Origin of the sequence: Bacillus sp. PS237 (genome assembly GCF_037963345.1) — a bacterium.
GTDB classification, from domain to species: Bacteria; Bacillota; Bacilli; order Bacillales; family Bacillaceae; genus Bacillus; species Bacillus subtilis.
This window is the reverse complement of the sequence record NZ_CP150156.1, coordinates 1,647,741-1,664,749: the sequence shown is the minus strand read 5'-3', so window position 1 is coordinate 1,664,749 and position 17,009 is coordinate 1,647,741. Positions and strand designations below refer to the sequence as shown.

Below are 17,009 nucleotides of genomic sequence, written 5' to 3'. Positions count from 1 at the left end.
TTTATCATGAACGTCATTAATTAAATAGAAAACAATATGCAACTTTAAATCCTCACTATTATTAAATATTACAATACCGTTTGTCAAACGATAATTCAAAAGGGTTCCGTATATTGAACGTTTCTCTCAGGAAGTTCCTCGAAAATATCCTCTGCTGACCATATGGCTTTAGCCCCCTGCTGGATCAGTTTTATAGGACCTCCGGCGTAAGGGTCAAACAATGAACCGGGTACGGCAAATACCTCTCTCCCTTGTTCCAATGCTTGATAGGCAGTAATCAGCGAACCGCTTTTTTCTTTGCCCTGAACGACAATAACGCCTTCACTTAGTCCGCTGATAATACGGTTTCTCATAGGGAAATGCCATTTTTGGGGTTTAGTTTCAGGTGGGTGCTCTGACAGCAGGATATGGTGTTTAGCCATGTGATCTGCTAACTGAAGGTTTTCTCGGGGATAAATGTGTTGAAATCCGCCTGCAATGACGCCAATTGTCCGCCCCTTCGCCTTAATACTTGCAGCATGGGACATTCCGTCTATCCCAGACGCCAGTCCGCTGACAATCACCCAACCTTTACGACAGATCTCTTTTGTAAGATGATTGACAACTTGTTTCCCATAAGCTGTTGGATTTCTTGTGCCTACAATTCCAATTTTTCTCCCTTTCGAAAGAAGAGTCATATCACCTTTTGCAAACAGTACGGCAGGGGGATCATAAATGCTTTTAAGCCAGAAAGGATATTGCTTTGAAGAAATAGGGATGGTGTTAATGCCTTGCTCACGATAAGCAGCAAGTACACGCGGGAGCTTTGGATAAAATTGTTCTATTTCGTTTTTTAATGCAGCTGCTTTTATTTGATCACGAGTAACCGTTTGTAACACGGGTGATGTCAGCGACATAGACGGATCGGCTTTCCACCATTTTAATAGAAGGGATGGGGATAATAATTGATTGATTCTGCAAATCGTTAGGCAGACAGCGGCCTGATCCAATAGATTGACCTCCTTTTGTTAGAAAAAGCAGGAACAGCCTTGACGGCTGTCCCTTTTTTATTAATGCGTTTTACAAGTTTCGAACAAGTTCTTCTCTTTCAGCACCTTGATTAAGGTTTCACCCATGACAGAAGGTGTCTCTGCAACTTCGATTCCGCATGCATTAAGGGTTTTGATTTTTTCATCAGCTGTCCCTTTCCCGCCGGAAATAATGGCGCCTGCATGCCCCATGCGCTTCCCAGGAGGTGCTGTTTTACCGCCAATAAAACCGACTACCGGTTTTGTCATGTTGGCTTTTACCCACTCTGCCGCTTCCTCTTCGGCCGTACCGCCGATTTCGCCAATCATGATGACTGCGTGTGTGTCAGGATCTTCGTTAAACGCTTTTAAAACGTCAATAAAGTTTGTTCCATTTACAGGGTCGCCGCCGATTCCAACAGCTGTAGATTGCCCTACACCCGCTTCTGAGAGCTGGTGCACCGCTTCGTATGTTAATGTTCCTGAACGTGATACAACGCCTACATGACCCTTTTTATGGATGTATCCGGGCATAATGCCGATTTTACATTCTTCAGGCGTAATGACACCAGGACAGTTCGGCCCTATCAGTCTCGTTTTCTTGCCTTCCATGAAGCGTTTGACCTTCACCATATCCAAAACCGGGATATGTTCTGTGATACAAATCACGAGATCAAGCTCCGCATCTACCGCTTCCATAATCGCATCAGCTGCAAACGGTGCGGGCACATATATAACAGACGCGTTAGCGCCGGTTGTTTGAACTGCTTCAGCCACTGTATTAAATACAGGAACACCTTCCGCTTCTGTTCCGCCTTTTCCAGGTGTTACACCGCCAACGATATTTGTGCCGTATTCAAGCATCTGCTTCGTATGAAATAAAGCGGTAGAACCTGTAATCCCTTGCACAATAACTCTTGTATCTTTATTAATGAAAACACTCATTATTTGGTCCCCTGCCTTTCATTCTTTCTTAAACTAAGGATACGATTTTCTGCGCGCCGTCAGCCATTGATTCCGCAGATGTAATGTTTAATCCTGATTCACTAAGGATTTTCTTCCCTAGATCCACGTTTGTGCCTTCAAGACGGACGACAAGCGGCAATGTCAAACCAACTTGTCTAGTCGCTTCAACAACCCCTTCTGCGATGACATCACATTTCATAATGCCGCCGAAAATGTTGACAAAAATCCCTTTAACGTTTTGATCAGAAAGAATGATTTTAAATGCTTCCGTGACTTTTTCCGCGGTTGCACCGCCGCCCACATCAAGGAAGTTGGCCGGTTCTCCTCCATAATGCTTGATAATATCCATCGTAGACATTGCAAGTCCCGCGCCGTTTACCATACAGCCGATATTTCCATCAAGGGAAATGTAGCTTAGATCATATTTGGACGCTTCAATTTCTTTCGGATCTTCTTCATCCAAATCTCTGTATTCCATAATGTCCTTTTGTCGGTACAACGCATTGCTGTCAAAATTCAATTTTGCATCAAGCGCCATCACATTTCCGTCGCCAGTCACAACAAGCGGATTGATTTCGGCGATTGAGCAGTCTTTCTCAACAAACGCTTTATATAGTCCAAGCATAAATTTAGCAGCTTTTCCCACGAGCTCTTTTGGAATATTAATAGCGAATGCAATTTCTCTGGCTTGATAGCCTTGAAGGCCAACAGCTGGATCAATGACAGCTTTTTTGATTTTTTCTGGTGTTTTCTCCGCAACCTCTTCAATTTCCGTTCCGCCTTCTTCAGAAGCCATTAAAACGATTCTTGAAGTGGCGCGGTCAAGCACTAGACCGATGTAATATTCTTTTTTAATATCGCAGCCTTCTTCAATAAGTAAGCGTTTTATTACTTGGCCGTCCGGACCCGTCTGATGTGTAACTAGGGTCTTCCCTAATAGTTCTTCGGCATACGCTTTTACTTCGTCTAATGATTTTGCTATTTTTACCCCACCAGCTTTGCCTCGACCGCCAGCATGAATTTGAGCCTTTACGACATAAACCGAGCTGGATAAGCTCTTTGCACTCTCAACTGCTTCTTCTGCTGTAAAAGCCACTTTACCTTCAGGAACAGATACCCCATATTTTCTGAGGACTTCTTTTCCCTGGTACTCATGGATATTCATTTCCCATCCTCCTAACTTATGTAACAAAACTAAAATAGACTGCGCTTTCATTCTATAATAATACTGGAAGAATTGTCTACAGTTCGATGCAAAATCTTTTAATCCTTCTAAACATTCAAACTTTTACTTTATTAAAAACATAAATTTCAAAGAAGGATGGGGAATATTTTAGCTATTTTTTGTTTTTTACGCTTTCGTCCAATTTGTAAATGAATGAAAAAATCTCGGCTACCGTTTCATAAAGAGCTTCAGGAATTTGATCATCTACCGTCAAATGGCGCATTAATTCGACAAGGGTCCGATCTTCTTGAATCGGGACCCCTGCTTTTTTCGCTTCTTTTATAATGTTGTCAGCTACATGGCCCTTCCCTGTGGCAATCACTCTCGGCGCCTTGTCTTTTTGTTCGTCATAATGGAGAGCAACAGCTTTTCTGATCGGTGTCTGCTCTTTCATATTTTCACATCCACTTCCTGATCACTGATACTTGTTATATATTGATCGATTGAAGCCTTTTCTTCGGTGTGAACCCTTTTTTTAGCGTTTACCCCTGAAAGGCTGTACCCCATTTCCTTTAGCCCCTGTTTAAGCGCGGGCACCATCGGATCGATCGCAGCCTGCAGCTCGAAATCAGTCTCTATTGTAATGGTCATGACTTTTTGCTGTACCAAGCAATCAACGACGGTTTCTTTTAGTGTATCAAGCTGCAGCAAAAACAAAAGGCGGCAATGGGAAGGATCAAGCTTTCCATCCGCTTCTTTCTTTCCTTTAAACAGAACAGTCATGTCCTGAACCCCTGACTTCGAAAACATCGGAAATGACATTACAATTTGGCTGTATGATGGATGGTCCTGCTGCATGAAAAGCTGGCCATTTAATTTATGAAAAAGCTGATCGGCTTCTTGTTTGACTGGTTCGGCTACCTCATGCGATGCTCTTAAGGCAGAAAGAGCCAGCTTGATGGATTGCATTTCGCCAGATGTGACTGCGCTTCCTTGTTCAAACGCTTTAATGAACGCAACCTCGTCCCTTGCGCCGATTGCCGTTTTCACTTTGGATAAGAAAGAAAGAACATCTGCCTTATCCGCCAAATGGGGTGCTGTCTGCTGAACAGCCTTTAAAAAGACTTCGGCTTCCTGATCTGTGACTTGTGCCGCCTGTAAAACAGCTGAAGCTGCAAGTGACTTACTATCACCCGATGAAGCAGCCGCTTTAATCCAATTTGCTGCTTCTTTCACAATTTGGAGACTGTTTTTTTCAGCAGATTCCGTCAGCTTCACCAGCAGCTGGCGGGCTTCTTTAATTGGAATGTCTGCTGCTGTTTTAACAGGCTCTTCTTGTATGCTTCCCTGTTCTGCTGTGTGATTTGCAATCGGCAGGCTGGCTTTTCCGGGGGAGCCAGCTGGTGTGCTAAGCTCCCTGCTTCCAGCTGTATTCGTCGGAGAAGGTGCTTTCGTATTGTCGGTTAAAGAAATAAGCTTATCAATCAGCCGTTCTGCATGGACATCGATTTCACTATTTAAAAGCACCGTGACTGCTTCCTTTAGCTTTGACATCATTTGGCTCTGCTGAGGGTTTTGGTCGATTGCCTGTAGCAGCTGGGATACGTGCTGATGCAACGGAACAGGCGATTTCACAGCGTGAACACCATTCAAAATCTCGGAGTGAATGGGAAGATCACGCTTTAAAGCGAAGAGAACCGTTTCAACTGCTTTTTTTGTGTCTTGCGAAGGCAGCGTGTCCATCCAGCGGACAGCTGTTTTGATATCATTTTCTGTTACGGGTGTTTTGCTTTTCAGCATCGCTCCTGTCATCATGAGAGCTGCGTTTGACGTCTTCACTGAAATAGCATTTAAAAGTTTGCCAGCTGCATCCTGAATGGTTTTAGGATTTTGATCAAAGCTTTGAACGACCTGAAGACGGCCTGTTTGCTCTGCCGTTTTTTTTTCGTAGGAAAACCAATAGTATGCCTGAGGACGAAGCTGAGTTTCAAGTTTTCCCTGAACAGTTTGATTGCCGACTTGGATCAGGGCATGCTGATCTCCTAGTAAACGAAGCACTTTTCCTAAGAGGAGACGCTTCTCCCCGTTTAGCGCTTCGTTTACTTTTGATGTTTCCTGCGGGACGGCTGTACGCCCGAAAAGGTGCTGCAGCGCCTTTTGCACATCATTTCGTATGTTCATTTTAAAAAGGTGCCTCCTTGTCCATGGTGATTTATCTGAAAGATTGAACAGGAGCGAAAGTTTTGCGGTGCAATTCAGTTGGGCCGTATGCAGCGAGAGCTTCCAAATGTTCTTTTGTCCCATAGCCTTTATTTTTTTCAAAGCCGTACATGGGATACGTTTCGGCATAAGCGCTCATCATTCGGTCCCTCGTCACTTTTGCGATACACGCACCTGCCGCAATAGACACGCTTTTGGCATCGCCTTTTATAATTGACGCCTGAGCCGTGTCGAGCGGAAGTGTCATTGCGTCAACAAGCAAATAATCAGGTGTATCCGACAAATCCTGTATCGCTTTCACCATTGCCATTTTTGAAGCTTCATATATATTGATCTCATCAATCACAGTAGCTTCTACAATTCCTATCCCGACCGCCAGTGCTTCCTTCATAATAAGCTCGTAATATTCCTCGCGTTTTTTCTCTGAAAGCTTTTTGGAGTCTGTCAGCCCAAGTATTTCACATTCCTCTGGAAGGATGACTGCGCTGGCGACAACTGGTCCTGCCAATGGCCCCCGGCCGACCTCGTCAACACCTGCAATCAAGCGAAATCCTTTGTTTCTTGCCAGCCTTTCATAGGAAGTCATATTCACCCATTGTTCTTTCAGCGCTTTTTCTTTCGCTTGCTTTTTAAGCCATTGCTCTACAAGCGTTTGAACGCTTTTTCTCGGGTCGTTTTCGCATTGGGCAATAAATGGGTCTTGTGCATCCTTCACTTCCTGCAAACGGTCTTTAATGTCCTTTACGGTTAATGTATTCACTTTCTCTTCTCCCTTACTGTATGTATCGGTTCAGCCAAGAAAAAATAAAGACCCGCATTTCTGCGCGCCTTTACATCGTCGGCTGTTCAAATGACAGCCTGCCGAACTTTTCAGTGCGAATATCGCGAATGATGACTTCAGTCGTCTTATCGTAGTTGATGAGCCCACCGCTCATGAGACAGCCCCGCTTTTCACCTATTGCATCAAACAGCTCGGCAATGTCCTCTGGGATCTCATCAAGGCCATAACGCTCTTTAAGCCGTTCTGGGTAATGTTCTTCGAGAAAACGAAGACCAAACACGGCCACGTCCTGCAAATTGATAATCGAGTCTTTAATAGCCCCGGTGACTGCCAGTCTCAAACCGACAAGCTCATCCTCAAATTTAGGCCACAAAATTCCCGGTGTATCTAATAGCTCTAATTCTTTCCCAACTTTGACCCACTGTTGAGAAGTCGTAATACCAGGTCTGTCTCCCGTTTTTGCTATGTTTTTCTTTGCAAGCCGGTTGATGAGCGTTGATTTTCCGACGTTTGGAATGCCGATAATCAAAGCGCGAATCGCTCTCGGCTTCACACCTTTCGCACGCATCCGGTCAAATTTTTCTTGGAGGATCTCTTTTGATGCAGGCACAATTTGATTTAACCCTTGTCCATTTACAGAATTAATAGACAGAGAGCGGATCCCCTGGTTCTCAAAGTGCTCTTTCCACTGCTGTGTAACTGCCGCATCTGCTTTGTCAGCCTTGTTTAACAGCATAATTCGCGGCTTGTTTTTTAGAATATCTTCAATCATTGGGTTTCTTGATGACATTGGAATTCTGGCATCTACCAATTCATATACGATATCGATTAATTTTAATTTTTCGGTTACTTCCCTTCTTGCTTTTGCCATATGGCCCGGGAACCATTGAATTGTCATGTGACACGAACACCGCCTTTATCTTCAGTATGCATGATTCATTGTTGTCCTTTATGTATTTTACGATGCCTGTCCGGCATTTTCAAATTCTGTATAAAAAAAGAGCTTGTTACAGGTAACAAGCTCTTTTCGTTCGTTATCATTATCGTCTGATCTCTTTAATACGAGCCGCTTTTCCGCGAAGTTCACGCAGGTAGTAAAGTTTAGCACGGCGTACTTTACCGTAACGTACAACTTCGATTTTCGCGATTTTTGGTGTGTGTACTGGGAAAGTACGTTCAACGCCAACACCGTAAGAAATCTTACGAACTGTGAACGTTTCGCTGATTCCACCACCACGACGCTTAATCACAACACCTTCAAAGATCTGGATACGCTCACGGTTACCCTCAACAACTTTAACGTGTACACGTAAAGTGTCACCAGGACGGAACGCAGGAAGATCAGTACGAAGCTGTTCTTTTGTGATATCTTCAATTAGTTTTTGCATCGTTTTCAACTCCTTCCAACAGATGCTCTTGGCCACAAAAACCGGCACAGCGGAACATCGTTTTCAAGCTTGCAGCGGATAAGCCCGCTTAAGCCACAAGTAGTATCTTATCACAATTTCATAGCCTATGCAATAAAATCTATTCTTTTTCCCATTCAGAAATCCACTTTCTTTGCTGCTCTGTAAGCGGGTAGTCTTTCAACAGATCCGGACGTCTTAGGTAGGTCCTTCTGATCGATTCTTTATTCCGCCATTCTTCAATTTTTGCATGGTTTCCTGACAAGAGTGTTTCAGGCACTTTTAAACCTTTGTAATCTGCCGGTCTTGTATAATGCGGGTGCTCTAAAAGTCCGGTGCTGAAGGAATCCTCAATATGGGAAGCCTCTTTACCCAGTACACCCGGAAGCAGTCTGACCACACTGTCTGCGATCATCATTGCAGGGAGCTCACCGCCCGTCAGAACAAAGTCGCCAATTGATATTTCATCCGTTACCAAGTGCTCGCGAATGCGTTCATCATAGCCTTCATAGTGGCCGCAAATGAACAGCAAATGCTCTTCCTTAGCTAATTGTTCGGCTTTTTTTTGGGTAAAACGCTCACCTTGCGGGCATACGAGGATAATACGCGGAGCAGCGGCTGCCTTTGATGTCAGGTCCTCGACCGCGTCAAAAACAGGCTGGGGCTTGAGAACCATGCCTGCCCCGCCGCCATAAGGATAATCATCAACAGTATTGTGCTTGTTATCAGAGTACTCTCGGAAATTTACGACTTGAAACTGCACCGCATCTTTTTCCTGGGCTTTTTGAAGAATCGATGAGCCGAGCACGCCTTCAAACATTTCGGGAAACAGCGTCAAAAAATCGATTTTCATTCGTCTATTAACCCTTCCATGAGTTCAATCTCAATTTTCTTTTCCCTGACATCGATATGTTTAACCACTGATTCAATGTAAGGAATGAGTGCGTCTTTTTTTCCTTTTCGTCCGATGACCCAAACGTCATTGGCTCCAGGCGTCAAAATTTCTTTGACCTTTCCGATGAGTTCGCCTTCTTCAGTAAATACTTCACACCCAATAATTTCGTGGAAATAAAATTCACCCTCATTCAGCTCTCCTAATTCTTCTTCAGGAACTTTAATGATTGCGTTTTTCAGCTCTTCTACTTCATTTAGGTTTTGTCTTTCTTTAAACTGCAGGAGATGAAATTGCTTATGCAGTCTATGTGTGTTTACCGTTACCTCCACTGGTTCGTTACGGCCGTCCATAAACAAATACAGCGTGTTTCCCGGCTTGTATCGTTCTTCGGCAAAATCTGTTTTTGAAATCACCCGCACTTCGCCTTTGATTCCGTGGGTATTTACGATTTTGCCTACATTAAACCATCGCTTTGTCATATGATCACCTCTGGCGAATTTCAATTACTTTTCCGTCTTTTATGACGATGGTGTTCGCTGCTGTTTTCTCATGCCAGTCATCCCCGGCTTCAATCGTCAGCAGCGCATCGACTTCCTTTTCTTTCAACTCACTGCCAAGCGGCAATGTATGTACTTGAGCAATTTGAAAATCAATGATTTTTATATCATCTTTTCGCTTTTCTATTGCCTTTTTAAATTGTTCAATCATATTAGGGTTTTGCTGTTCTTTCTCATGTTTTCTAAGCTGAAAATAGAGCTGGCTGCATTCTCGTTCAAGCATTTGTTTCTTCTCAGCAAAAGAAGCTAAAAGCTTTTCTTTACTGCGCTCGGTTAAGACTTGCATAACGGCTACACGGTGAATAATTTGCATCGCACCAAGCTCCCCGCTTTTAAAACTTTTACTCGTCCAGGCTTTTCTATTTTGCCTAAGCTTCTATCAGTTTACCCTTTTTTTGCGTGTAAAAAAAGGGGAGGTGCCGGCCCTCTCCCTTTTAGTCAAATATTTCAAATTGAACTTTCTTAGAAGACTGTACGCCAGCTGCAAATACAGCTGTTCGAATCGCTTTTGCAGTCCGGCCTTGCTTTCCGATAACTTTACCGGTATCTGACTTATGGACAGATAAGCGCAGCGCAATCTTTTGATCGGTTTCTTCTCTTATGACGCGAATGTCATCTGGATGATCAACAAGCGGCGTCACAATGTGGACAATCAAATCTTCCAAGTGTTGATCAGTCATTACTTGCCTTGTTTAGCGTTGTGGAATTTTTCCATGATTCCTTGGCTAGAGAACAAGTTGCGAACTGTATCAGATGGTTTCGCTCCAGTTTGAAGCCATTTAAGAGCAAGCTCTTCGTCAATTTTTACTTCCGCTGGTTTTGCAACCGGGTTGTAAGTTCCGACTGTTTCGATGAAACGGCCGTCACGTGGTGAACGAGAATCTGCTACAACAATACGATAGAAAGGAGATTTTTTTGCTCCCATACGTTTTAAACGAATTTTTACTGCCATTTTACTAGCACCTCCGAAAATATTTCAACAAGATAGTATATTAACAATGATAAAAGTGTTTGTAAAGTGTTTTTTCTTAACAACGGTTTTATCATGTATAACCGATTACATAAAAGGTAGCTTAAACCCTTTTTTCTTGCCTTTTGACATGTTTGTCATCTGCTTCATCATTTTTTTCATTTCATCAAACTGCTTAAGCAGACGGTTGACTTCCTGTACGGATGTCCCGCTTCCTTTTGCAATCCGCTTCCGCCGGCTGGCATTGATAATATCCGGCTGTTCTTTTTCAAGAACAGTCATTGATTTGATGATTGCTTCCACATGATTCAGCTGTTTTTCATCAACTTGGATGTTTTTCAGGCCCTTCATTTTACCTGCACCCGGCATCATTTGCAGAAGCTCATCAAGCGGCCCCATGTTTCTGACTTGCCCGAGCTGCTCCAGAAAATCGTCCAATGTGAAGCTCATCGTTCTCATTTTTTGTTCCAGCTCTTTGGCTTTGTCTTCATCAACGCTGGCCTGTGCTTTTTCAATCAATGTCAGCACGTCGCCCATGCCGAGAATCCTTGATGCCATGCGTTCAGGATGGAACGGCTCTAACGCATCAAGCTTTTCGCCCAAACCTGCAAACTTAATTGGCGTGTTTGTGACAGCGCGAATAGAAAGCGCAGCCCCGCCGCGTGTGTCTCCATCCAGCTTAGTCAACACAACACCGGTTAAACCGAGCTGTTCATTAAAGCTTTTGGCAACATTCACAGCGTCCTGACCGGTCATTGAATCGACAACCAGGAAAATTTCTTCCGGATTCGCGATTTCTTTGACGTTGGTCAGTTCATCCATCAGTTCATGGTCGATATGCAAGCGCCCTGCCGTATCCAAAATGACGTAGTCATAATGTTCTTCCTTGGCTTTCTCAATAGCCTGTTTAGCTATTTCTACAGGACTGACCTGATCGCCAAGAGAGAAAACAGGCATATCAAGCTGTTTGCCGAGTGTTTCCAGCTGCTTAATTGCGGCTGGGCGGTAAATATCGGCAGCAACCAGCATCGGTTTGCGATTATGCTTTTTGCGCAGCAGATTCGCAAGCTTACCGCTTGTTGTCGTTTTACCGGCACCTTGGAGACCGACCATCATAATAACAGTCGGCGGCCTTTTTGCGACGGCGATTTTGCTCTCTTCGCCGCCCATCAGCTCAGTCAGTTCCTCTTGAACAACTTTAATGACCTGCTGGCCGGGCGTCAGACTTTTCATGACGTCTTGGCCTACAGCGCGTTCACTTACTTTTTTGACAAAATCCTTGACTACTTTAAAGTTAACGTCAGCCTCAAGCAGCGCAAGACGGACCTCACGCATCATCTCTTTTACATCTTGTTCGCTGACTTTCCCTTTTCCGCGGATTTTAGAAATCGTCTGCTGCAGTCGGTCGGCTAATCCTTCAAATGCCATAGTTTGCCGCCTCCTAATCTAATTTCTCAAGCGCTTCAATCAGAGCTGTAATTTCTTCCTCTTCTTTTGAACCGGAAGCAAGCTCCTTCAGCTTATTAAACATCTCTTTACGCTCCTGAAACTTTTTCAAAAGGAGCAGCTTTTCTTCATATTGTTCAAGCATTGCTTCTGTTCGTTTGATGTTATCATAAACAGCTTGTCTTGAAACCTCATATTCTTCGGCTATTTCGCCTAGGGAGAAATCGTCCAAATAATAAAGCGACATATAGCTCTTCTGTTTTGACGTCAACAACGACTGATAAAAATCAAACAGATAATTCATTCTCGTTGTCTTTTCGAGTGACATTTGAGCTCTCCCCTTTGTTAAGTCAAATCCCTTTACGATAACTTAGTTTACACGGTTTTAATGACACTGTCAAGTTTTTATCTTGTCAAAGCGGCGATTAACTTTTCCAAAATACGCTAAATATCATCCAATTTATTCCGATATTGTATATGAACCCTATTTTAAGGAGGATTTTTATGAAAAAAATCGGTTTATTGTTTATGTTATGTCTGGCAGCCCTGTTTACAATAGGTTTCCCGGCACAGCAAGCAGACGCTGCTGAGGCACCTTATAAGGCCTCAATCACAAATATCAGCACAGATGGAGGGGTATACGGTAAAATCAATTACGGACAAGGTCAATATTGGCGAGTCAAGTACAATATTACAGTAAGCGGCAAATTACTCGACCAAAACGGACAGCCAGTGCCAAACGCGCCCGTAAGATTTGAAGCGGACACGAAGGTCGGAAACACAACACAAACTGCTTCAGGAACGACTGATGCAAACGGAACATTTGAGGTTCCAATGTATTTGGGGCCAGCTGCTGGTTACTATACGTATTACACATCTGTTTCCGTTCATTACTATGACATCATCCCATTCAGAGTTTTTTCTGGTGAGTCAAGACTGGTATCCACTGATAACAGCCTTTATCATTTCGCCTATCAAGTAAGAAGATAAAAAAGAAAAAGGCCCCAAGATGTTGGGGCCTTTTTCTTAATCGTCGGCTTTTTCCACTAAATCTGAAAAGAGTCCGTACACATAGGATTCTGGATCAAATTCCTGAAGGTCATCAACTTTTTCTCCTAAACCGACTAGTTTAACCGGGATGTGAAGCTCGTTGCGAATCGCAAGGACGATACCGCCTTTTGCCGTACCGTCAAGCTTCGTTAAAGCAATGCCGGTAACATTTGTTGCTTTAGAGAATTCTTTTGCCTGAGCCATTGCATTTTGGCCGGTCGTGGCATCAAGGGCAAGCAGCACCTCATGCGGAGCTTCAGGAACTTCTCTTTCGATAACACGTTTTACTTTTTCAAGCTCTTTCATGAGATTTACTTTGTTTTGGAGACGCCCTGCCGTATCACAAATTAATACATCGGCATTTCTTGCTTTCGCAGCATGAACAGCATCGTAGATGACAGCCGCCGGATCGCTTCCTGCCGTCTGCTTAATGACAGGCACTCCTGTACGCTCTCCCCATACTTCCAGCTGTTCAATGGCTCCCGCTCTAAAAGTGTCTCCGGCGGCAAGTACAACAGATTTTCCTTCTTGTTTCATTTTATGAGCAAGCTTTCCGATCGTTGTTGTTTTCCCGACGCCGTTTACACCTACCAGAAGGATTACGTTTAAACGCCCATCCTGGATGTTCAGTTCTGAAATTTGCTCATCTCCGCTGTTATAAATCTCGACCAGTTTCTCAGAAATCACTGACTGGACTTCCTTTGGATCTTGAATATTTCTGCGTTTGACTTCTTTTTTCAGCTCATCTATTAATTCCATAACGGTTGTAAAACCGACATCCGCGCTGATAAGAACCTCTTCAAGCTCTTCGAAGAAATCCTCATCCACTTTACGGTAACGGGATACAAGATCATTCACTTTGTTTTGAAAGGAGTTTCTTGTTTTTTCAAGGCCATCCTTAAACTTTTCAGATACGGAATCTGTCTGTTTTGTGATTTTCTCTTTTAATTTTTTAAAAAAGCTCATCTTTTAACCTCTTTCCTCGTTACTGAACGAATTCTTTTGTTTCTTCCAGCTTAACTGAAATTACCTTGGAAACACCGGATTCCTGCATGGTTACGCCATAAAGCACATCCGCTTCCTCCATCGTTCCTTTTCTGTGGGTAATCACAATAAACTGAGTATCGCTGCTGTATTTTTTTAAATACTGCGCAAATCGGAACACATTCGCTTCGTCGAGCGCAGCCTCTACTTCGTCAAGGACGCAAAACGGCACTGGACGAACCTTTAGGATTGAGAATAAGAGCGCTATAGCAGTAAGCGCACGCTCTCCGCCTGACAGGAGGTTTAAGTTTTGCAGCTTTTTCCCCGGCGGCTGAGCGATAATCTCGACTCCTGAATGAAGCAGATCGTTAGGATCGGTGAGCCTCAGTTCAGCTCGCCCTCCTCCGAATAAGGAGCGGAAAACTTGATCAAAGTGTGAGCGGATTTGGACGAATGTGTCGTTAAAGCGCTTCGTCATTTCTTCATCCATTTCTTCAATCACTTGGAACAAGGTATTTTTCGCTTCTGTTAAATCTTCTTTTTGTTCCGACAGAAACTTGTACCGTTCGTTGACCCTCTCAAACTCATCTATGCTTCCGAGGTTCACGGTACCCAGCTCTTCAATTGCGAGTTTAATCAGCTTCACGCGCTTTCTGGCTTCCTCTGGATCAGTTTCAAGCTGATATTTCTCTTTTGCCCCCTCAAAGGACAAGCTGTATTCCTCCCGTAAGTATTGGAGTAAATTATCAAGCTCGACTTCCATTCGTCCAAGTTTGACTTCTTCGTCTTTTAAGAGCGTTGTTTTTTGTTTATACAGGCGTTTCATTTCTTTCAGCTCACGCTCATACGTATCAAGCCCATGCTGAAGCTTGATGCGCTGATCGCGCCTTAATGCAATCAGTTCGATCGTTTTCGTTTTGTCATTCAATTTATGTTTTGCTGCTTCTTCCAGCTTTTCTTCGCCGCTGGTGCTAGATGACATCTCTGACGTTAAGAAGCTTAAGTCTTCTTTTGCTTCTTTTAACGCAAGCTCTGTTTCAGTGAGCTCTTTCTTTAATCTGGCAAGGTTGTCCTCTTCCCCCTTGCAAGCCTGCTCTTTTTTGGCCGCTGCGATCTTCAGCTCAGTCAGCTCGTTGGAGAGAGACTCTTTCGTTGAGGATTGCGTTTGTTTTTGTTTTGTCAGTCTGTCTATGTCCTCTTCAAGCTGTTTCATCTTTTCAGATACGGCAGAGAGCTCTTCTTCAAGCTTGCGTTTGCGCACTTTTCTCTCTTCATCGCTTTCTGACAGAGCAGATTTTTCTTGATCATAGAGCTCTAAATGGGTATTGATATTTTTCTCGGCAACTTGAAGTTCGTACAGCTGGCCTTTCACATCCTGCTGCTTTAACCTTAAGCCTTCCCCGGTTTCTCTTAAGTCAGCCAGTTTTTTCTCCATATCCTGAATGGAGTGCTTAAGGGTTTTGACCTCTTGTTCAAGCAGTGCCGTTTTCTCTTCCATTTCAGCGAGCCGTTTCGTCACATCTTCTAGCTCCCGGCTTCTTCCAAGGAGGGAGTTATTTTTCTTTTTAACCGCGCCGCCCGTCATTGAACCACCGGGGTTCACAACATCTCCCTCAAGGGTTACGATGCGGTACCGGTGCCCGAGAAGCTTCGCAAGCTCGTTTGCACCCTTTAAGTCCTCTGTGATCAGAACGGTTCCAAGAAGATTCTGGATGACGCTTCGATACGCAGGATCAAATGTGACAAGTTCACTGGCAACCCCGAGAAATGATGAATGCCGGGCGGCTGTTTCCGCGTCACGGCTTTGAAGCTGGCGGTCTCTAATAACAGAAAGAGGCAGAAACGTCGCCCGGCCGAAGGAATTCTGCTTTAAATATTGAATCGCTTTGCGGGCAGATTGTTCATCGTCGGTCACGACGTGTTGAGCAGAAGCGCCGAGCGCTATTTCAATGGCCGTTTCATACTTCTGTTCTGTAGAAATCAGCTCAAGAACCGCTCCGCGAATTCCGCCAAGGCGCTCTTTCGCTTTCAGCACTTCTTTAACACCTTGATAAAAGCCGGAGAAATCTCCCTGCATCGTCTCAAGCATGTCCTTTTTTGATCTCGCTTGCTGAACGTATTGGTATGCCTGATACAGAGCGGATTCATTTTTTTCGTATTGGCGCTTTTTCTGCTCATATTTTGTCTGCATATCACGATATGCACCGACTTGACTGTGAATCTCCTGCTCAATTCGGGCAAATTCCGTTTCACATGCGGCTTTACGCGCAGAAATATCATGCCGTTCCTGCAGGTGCTTTTCATTGTTGTCCGCAAGTCTCTGCAATGTGACAGCGGATTGGGACATCTGGTCATCAAGAAGCTGGAGTTCGTTGCGTATCGAAGCCTGGCTGTTTAACAGCTCAAAATAATCACTTTTCAGCTGCTCGATTTTCTCTTCGACATTTTCATTGTGAAGACTGAGAGCCTGCTGTTTTTCTTTTACTTGCGCCCTTAACTGCTTCACCTCAGCCTGAAGCGTTTCGAAGACAGCTTCCTGCTTCGAAAGCTCTTCTTTCAGAACCGTTTCTTTTTGCTGGAACTGAACGATGGCTTCTTCAAGCTGTTCTTGGTTTTGCACAGCGTTTTTCTTTCGTTCTTTCAGGACTTCTTTACGGCCTTCAAGCTTTTCCAGCTCTTCACTAGTTACCAGTAAAACTTGCTGGAGCTCATCTACTGACTCATCAAGCGCTTGTATTTTGTCCCTTGTATCCTCAATCTTTGCTTCTTTCGCAGAAATAGCAGACGATTCAGCAAGCTCTTCTTCTTTTGCCATCTGCACTTTCTCTTTAAGAGTCGACCATTTACCATGCAGCTCTTCGATATCATAGGCAGTCAGCGCAATTTCAACATGCTCCAGCTCTTTCTTTTTCTCAAGGTAGTCTTTCGCTATTGAAGCTTGAATTTTAAGAGGTTCAACCTGTCCTTCAAGCTCATGTAATATATCTTCTACCCGATTTAGATTGTCCTGTGTCTCAAACAGTTTATTTTCTGCTTTTTTCTTTCTCGTTTTATATTTAAGCACCCCGGCCGCTTCTTCAAAGATACTGCGGCGATCCTCCGCTTTGCTGCTCAGGATCTCTTCCACTTTCCCTTGGCTGATAATAGAAAATGCTTCTTTACCAAGCCCAGAGTCCATAAATAAATCAATAATATCTTTCAAGCGGCATGGCTGATTGTTAATCAGAAACTCACTCTCACCTGATCTGTACACACGTCTTGTGACACTCACCTCGTGGAAGTCAATTGGCAAGAAATGATCATCATTATCAAGAGTAAGCGTAACTTCAGCTAGATTTAATCGCTTTCTTGAATCACTCCCAGCAAAAATGATGTCTTCCATTTTTCCGCCGCGAAGAGAGCGTGCCGATTGTTCGCCGAGAACCCAGCGAATGGCATCCGTGATGTTGCTTTTTCCGCTTCCGTTCGGCCCGACAACTGCTGTCACGCCTTTAACGAAGTCTACGGAAATCCGTTCTGCAAATGATTTAAATCCTATAACGTCTAAACGTTTGAGGAACAT

Annotated in this window: 18 protein-coding genes; 1 reads left to right on the top strand and 17 read right to left on the bottom strand. The window is 43.9% G+C overall.

The features are described from left to right. Nucleotides 1–95 precede the first annotated feature (95 nt). The 15 genes from dprA to NST22_RS08605 form a co-directional block, all read right to left on the bottom strand. Complete coding sequence (gene dprA / locus NST22_RS08675) at nucleotides 96–989, bottom strand: DNA-processing protein DprA (protein ID WP_003245871.1); 894 nt, start codon at nucleotides 987–989, stop codon at nucleotides 96–98. Nucleotides 990–1,049: 60 nt separating this feature from the next. After that, a complete protein-coding gene (gene sucD / locus NST22_RS08670) occupies nucleotides 1,050–1,952 on the bottom strand; it encodes a succinate--CoA ligase subunit alpha (RefSeq protein ID WP_003238566.1) in 903 nt (300 codons plus the stop codon). A 28-nt stretch (nucleotides 1,953–1,980) separates the two neighbouring features. Continuing rightward, the gene (sucC, locus tag NST22_RS08665; RefSeq protein WP_003244732.1) at nucleotides 1,981–3,138 is read right to left on the bottom strand and encodes an ADP-forming succinate--CoA ligase subunit beta; all 1,158 of its coding nucleotides are present in this window, start codon (nucleotides 3,136–3,138) and stop codon (nucleotides 1,981–1,983) included. Between the two features lie 172 nt (nucleotides 3,139–3,310). Next, on the bottom strand, nucleotides 3,311–3,592 hold the full coding sequence (locus tag NST22_RS08660) for a FlhB-like flagellar biosynthesis protein (RefSeq protein ID WP_003232001.1): 282 nt from the start codon (nucleotides 3,590–3,592) through the stop codon (nucleotides 3,311–3,313). Further along, nucleotides 3,589–5,319: a hypothetical protein gene (locus tag NST22_RS08655; RefSeq protein WP_003245096.1), complete on the bottom strand. Its 1,731-nt coding sequence runs from the start codon at nucleotides 5,317–5,319 to the stop codon at nucleotides 3,589–3,591. The genes NST22_RS08660 and NST22_RS08655 overlap by 4 nt, the downstream gene beginning before the upstream one ends. A gap of 31 nt (nucleotides 5,320–5,350) precedes the next feature. Then, nucleotides 5,351–6,118, bottom strand: coding sequence for a ribonuclease HII (gene rnhB / locus NST22_RS08650; protein WP_003245658.1), 768 nt, complete (start codon nucleotides 6,116–6,118; stop codon nucleotides 5,351–5,353). Between the two features lie 70 nt (nucleotides 6,119–6,188). Then, nucleotides 6,189–7,037, bottom strand: coding sequence for a ribosome biogenesis GTPase YlqF (gene ylqF / locus NST22_RS08645; protein ID WP_009967235.1), 849 nt, complete (start codon nucleotides 7,035–7,037; stop codon nucleotides 6,189–6,191). A 142-nt stretch (nucleotides 7,038–7,179) separates the two neighbouring features. Then, on the bottom strand, nucleotides 7,180–7,527 hold the full coding sequence (gene rplS, locus NST22_RS08640) for a 50S ribosomal protein L19 (RefSeq protein WP_003220825.1): 348 nt from the start codon (nucleotides 7,525–7,527) through the stop codon (nucleotides 7,180–7,182). Between the two features lie 139 nt (nucleotides 7,528–7,666). Beyond that, nucleotides 7,667–8,398: a tRNA (guanosine(37)-N1)-methyltransferase TrmD gene (trmD, locus tag NST22_RS08635; RefSeq protein WP_003232011.1), complete on the bottom strand. Its 732-nt coding sequence runs from the start codon at nucleotides 8,396–8,398 to the stop codon at nucleotides 7,667–7,669. Further along, a complete protein-coding gene (gene rimM, locus NST22_RS08630) occupies nucleotides 8,395–8,919 on the bottom strand; it encodes a ribosome maturation factor RimM (protein ID WP_003232013.1) in 525 nt (174 codons plus the stop codon). Before rimM ends, trmD begins: the two co-directional genes overlap by 4 nt. Before the next feature lie 4 nt (nucleotides 8,920–8,923). Beyond that, complete coding sequence (locus tag NST22_RS08625; protein ID WP_003232015.1) at nucleotides 8,924–9,310, bottom strand: YlqD family protein; 387 nt, start codon at nucleotides 9,308–9,310, stop codon at nucleotides 8,924–8,926. A 121-nt stretch (nucleotides 9,311–9,431) separates the two neighbouring features. Beyond that, nucleotides 9,432–9,677: a KH domain-containing protein gene (locus NST22_RS08620; protein WP_003232017.1), complete on the bottom strand. Its 246-nt coding sequence runs from the start codon at nucleotides 9,675–9,677 to the stop codon at nucleotides 9,432–9,434. Further along, nucleotides 9,677–9,949, bottom strand: a complete 273-nt coding sequence (gene rpsP, locus NST22_RS08615; protein ID WP_003220815.1) for a 30S ribosomal protein S16 — start codon at nucleotides 9,947–9,949, stop codon at nucleotides 9,677–9,679. Before rpsP ends, NST22_RS08620 begins: the two co-directional genes overlap by 1 nt. Before the next feature lie 105 nt (nucleotides 9,950–10,054). Beyond that, entirely contained in the window at nucleotides 10,055–11,395 is a 1,341-nt protein-coding gene (ffh, locus tag NST22_RS08610; protein ID WP_003232020.1) for a signal recognition particle protein, read from the bottom strand. A gap of 13 nt (nucleotides 11,396–11,408) precedes the next feature. Continuing rightward, nucleotides 11,409–11,741, bottom strand: coding sequence for a putative DNA-binding protein (locus NST22_RS08605; RefSeq protein WP_003238590.1), 333 nt, complete (start codon nucleotides 11,739–11,741; stop codon nucleotides 11,409–11,411). Nucleotides 11,742–11,917: 176 nt separating this feature from the next. Between NST22_RS08605 and NST22_RS08600 the strand changes: the two genes are divergently transcribed. Further along, complete coding sequence (locus NST22_RS08600) at nucleotides 11,918–12,403, top strand: Ig-like domain-containing protein (protein ID WP_003245834.1); 486 nt, start codon at nucleotides 11,918–11,920, stop codon at nucleotides 12,401–12,403. Nucleotides 12,404–12,439: 36 nt separating this feature from the next. Here the strand turns inward: NST22_RS08600 and ftsY are convergent, their stop codons facing one another. After that, nucleotides 12,440–13,429, bottom strand: a complete 990-nt coding sequence (ftsY, locus tag NST22_RS08595) for a signal recognition particle-docking protein FtsY (RefSeq protein ID WP_003232026.1) — start codon at nucleotides 13,427–13,429, stop codon at nucleotides 12,440–12,442. Between the two features lie 19 nt (nucleotides 13,430–13,448). Then, nucleotides 13,449–17,009: a chromosome segregation protein SMC gene (gene smc / locus NST22_RS08590; protein ID WP_003232028.1), complete on the bottom strand. Its 3,561-nt coding sequence runs from the start codon at nucleotides 17,007–17,009 to the stop codon at nucleotides 13,449–13,451.

Coding starts and splice junctions, on each gene's coding strand:
- NST22_RS08660 (WP_003232001.1), bottom strand. CDS start 3,592: ATGAAAGAGCAGACACCGATCAGAAAAGCTGTTGCTCTCCATTATGAC.
- rpsP (WP_003220815.1), bottom strand. CDS start 9,949: ATGGCAGTAAAAATTCGTTTAAAACGTATGGGAGCAAAAAAATCTCCT.
- NST22_RS08625 (WP_003232015.1), bottom strand. CDS start 9,310: ATGCAAATTATTCACCGTGTAGCCGTTATGCAAGTCTTAACCGAGCGC.
- NST22_RS08655 (WP_003245096.1), bottom strand. CDS start 5,319: ATGAACATACGAAATGATGTGCAAAAGGCGCTGCAGCACCTTTTCGGG.
- rimM (WP_003232013.1), bottom strand. CDS start 8,919: ATGACAAAGCGATGGTTTAATGTAGGCAAAATCGTAAATACCCACGGA.
- ftsY (WP_003232026.1), bottom strand. CDS start 13,429: ATGAGCTTTTTTAAAAAATTAAAAGAGAAAATCACAAAACAGACAGAT.
- NST22_RS08620 (WP_003232017.1), bottom strand. CDS start 9,677: ATGACTGATCAACACTTGGAAGATTTGATTGTCCACATTGTGACGCCG.
- sucC (WP_003244732.1), bottom strand. CDS start 3,138: ATGAATATCCATGAGTACCAGGGAAAAGAAGTCCTCAGAAAATATGGG.
- smc (WP_003232028.1), bottom strand. CDS start 17,009: ATGTTCCTCAAACGTTTAGACGTTATAGGATTTAAATCATTTGCAGAA.
- trmD (WP_003232011.1), bottom strand. CDS start 8,398: ATGAAAATCGATTTTTTGACGCTGTTTCCCGAAATGTTTGAAGGCGTG.
- ylqF (WP_009967235.1), bottom strand. CDS start 7,037: ATGACAATTCAATGGTTCCCGGGCCATATGGCAAAAGCAAGAAGGGAA.
- NST22_RS08605 (WP_003238590.1), bottom strand. CDS start 11,741: ATGTCACTCGAAAAGACAACGAGAATGAATTATCTGTTTGATTTTTAT.
- ffh (WP_003232020.1), bottom strand. CDS start 11,395: ATGGCATTTGAAGGATTAGCCGACCGACTGCAGCAGACGATTTCTAAA.
- rplS (WP_003220825.1), bottom strand. CDS start 7,527: ATGCAAAAACTAATTGAAGATATCACAAAAGAACAGCTTCGTACTGAT.
- NST22_RS08600 (WP_003245834.1), top strand. CDS start 11,918: ATGAAAAAAATCGGTTTATTGTTTATGTTATGTCTGGCAGCCCTGTTT.
- sucD (WP_003238566.1), bottom strand. CDS start 1,952: ATGAGTGTTTTCATTAATAAAGATACAAGAGTTATTGTGCAAGGGATT.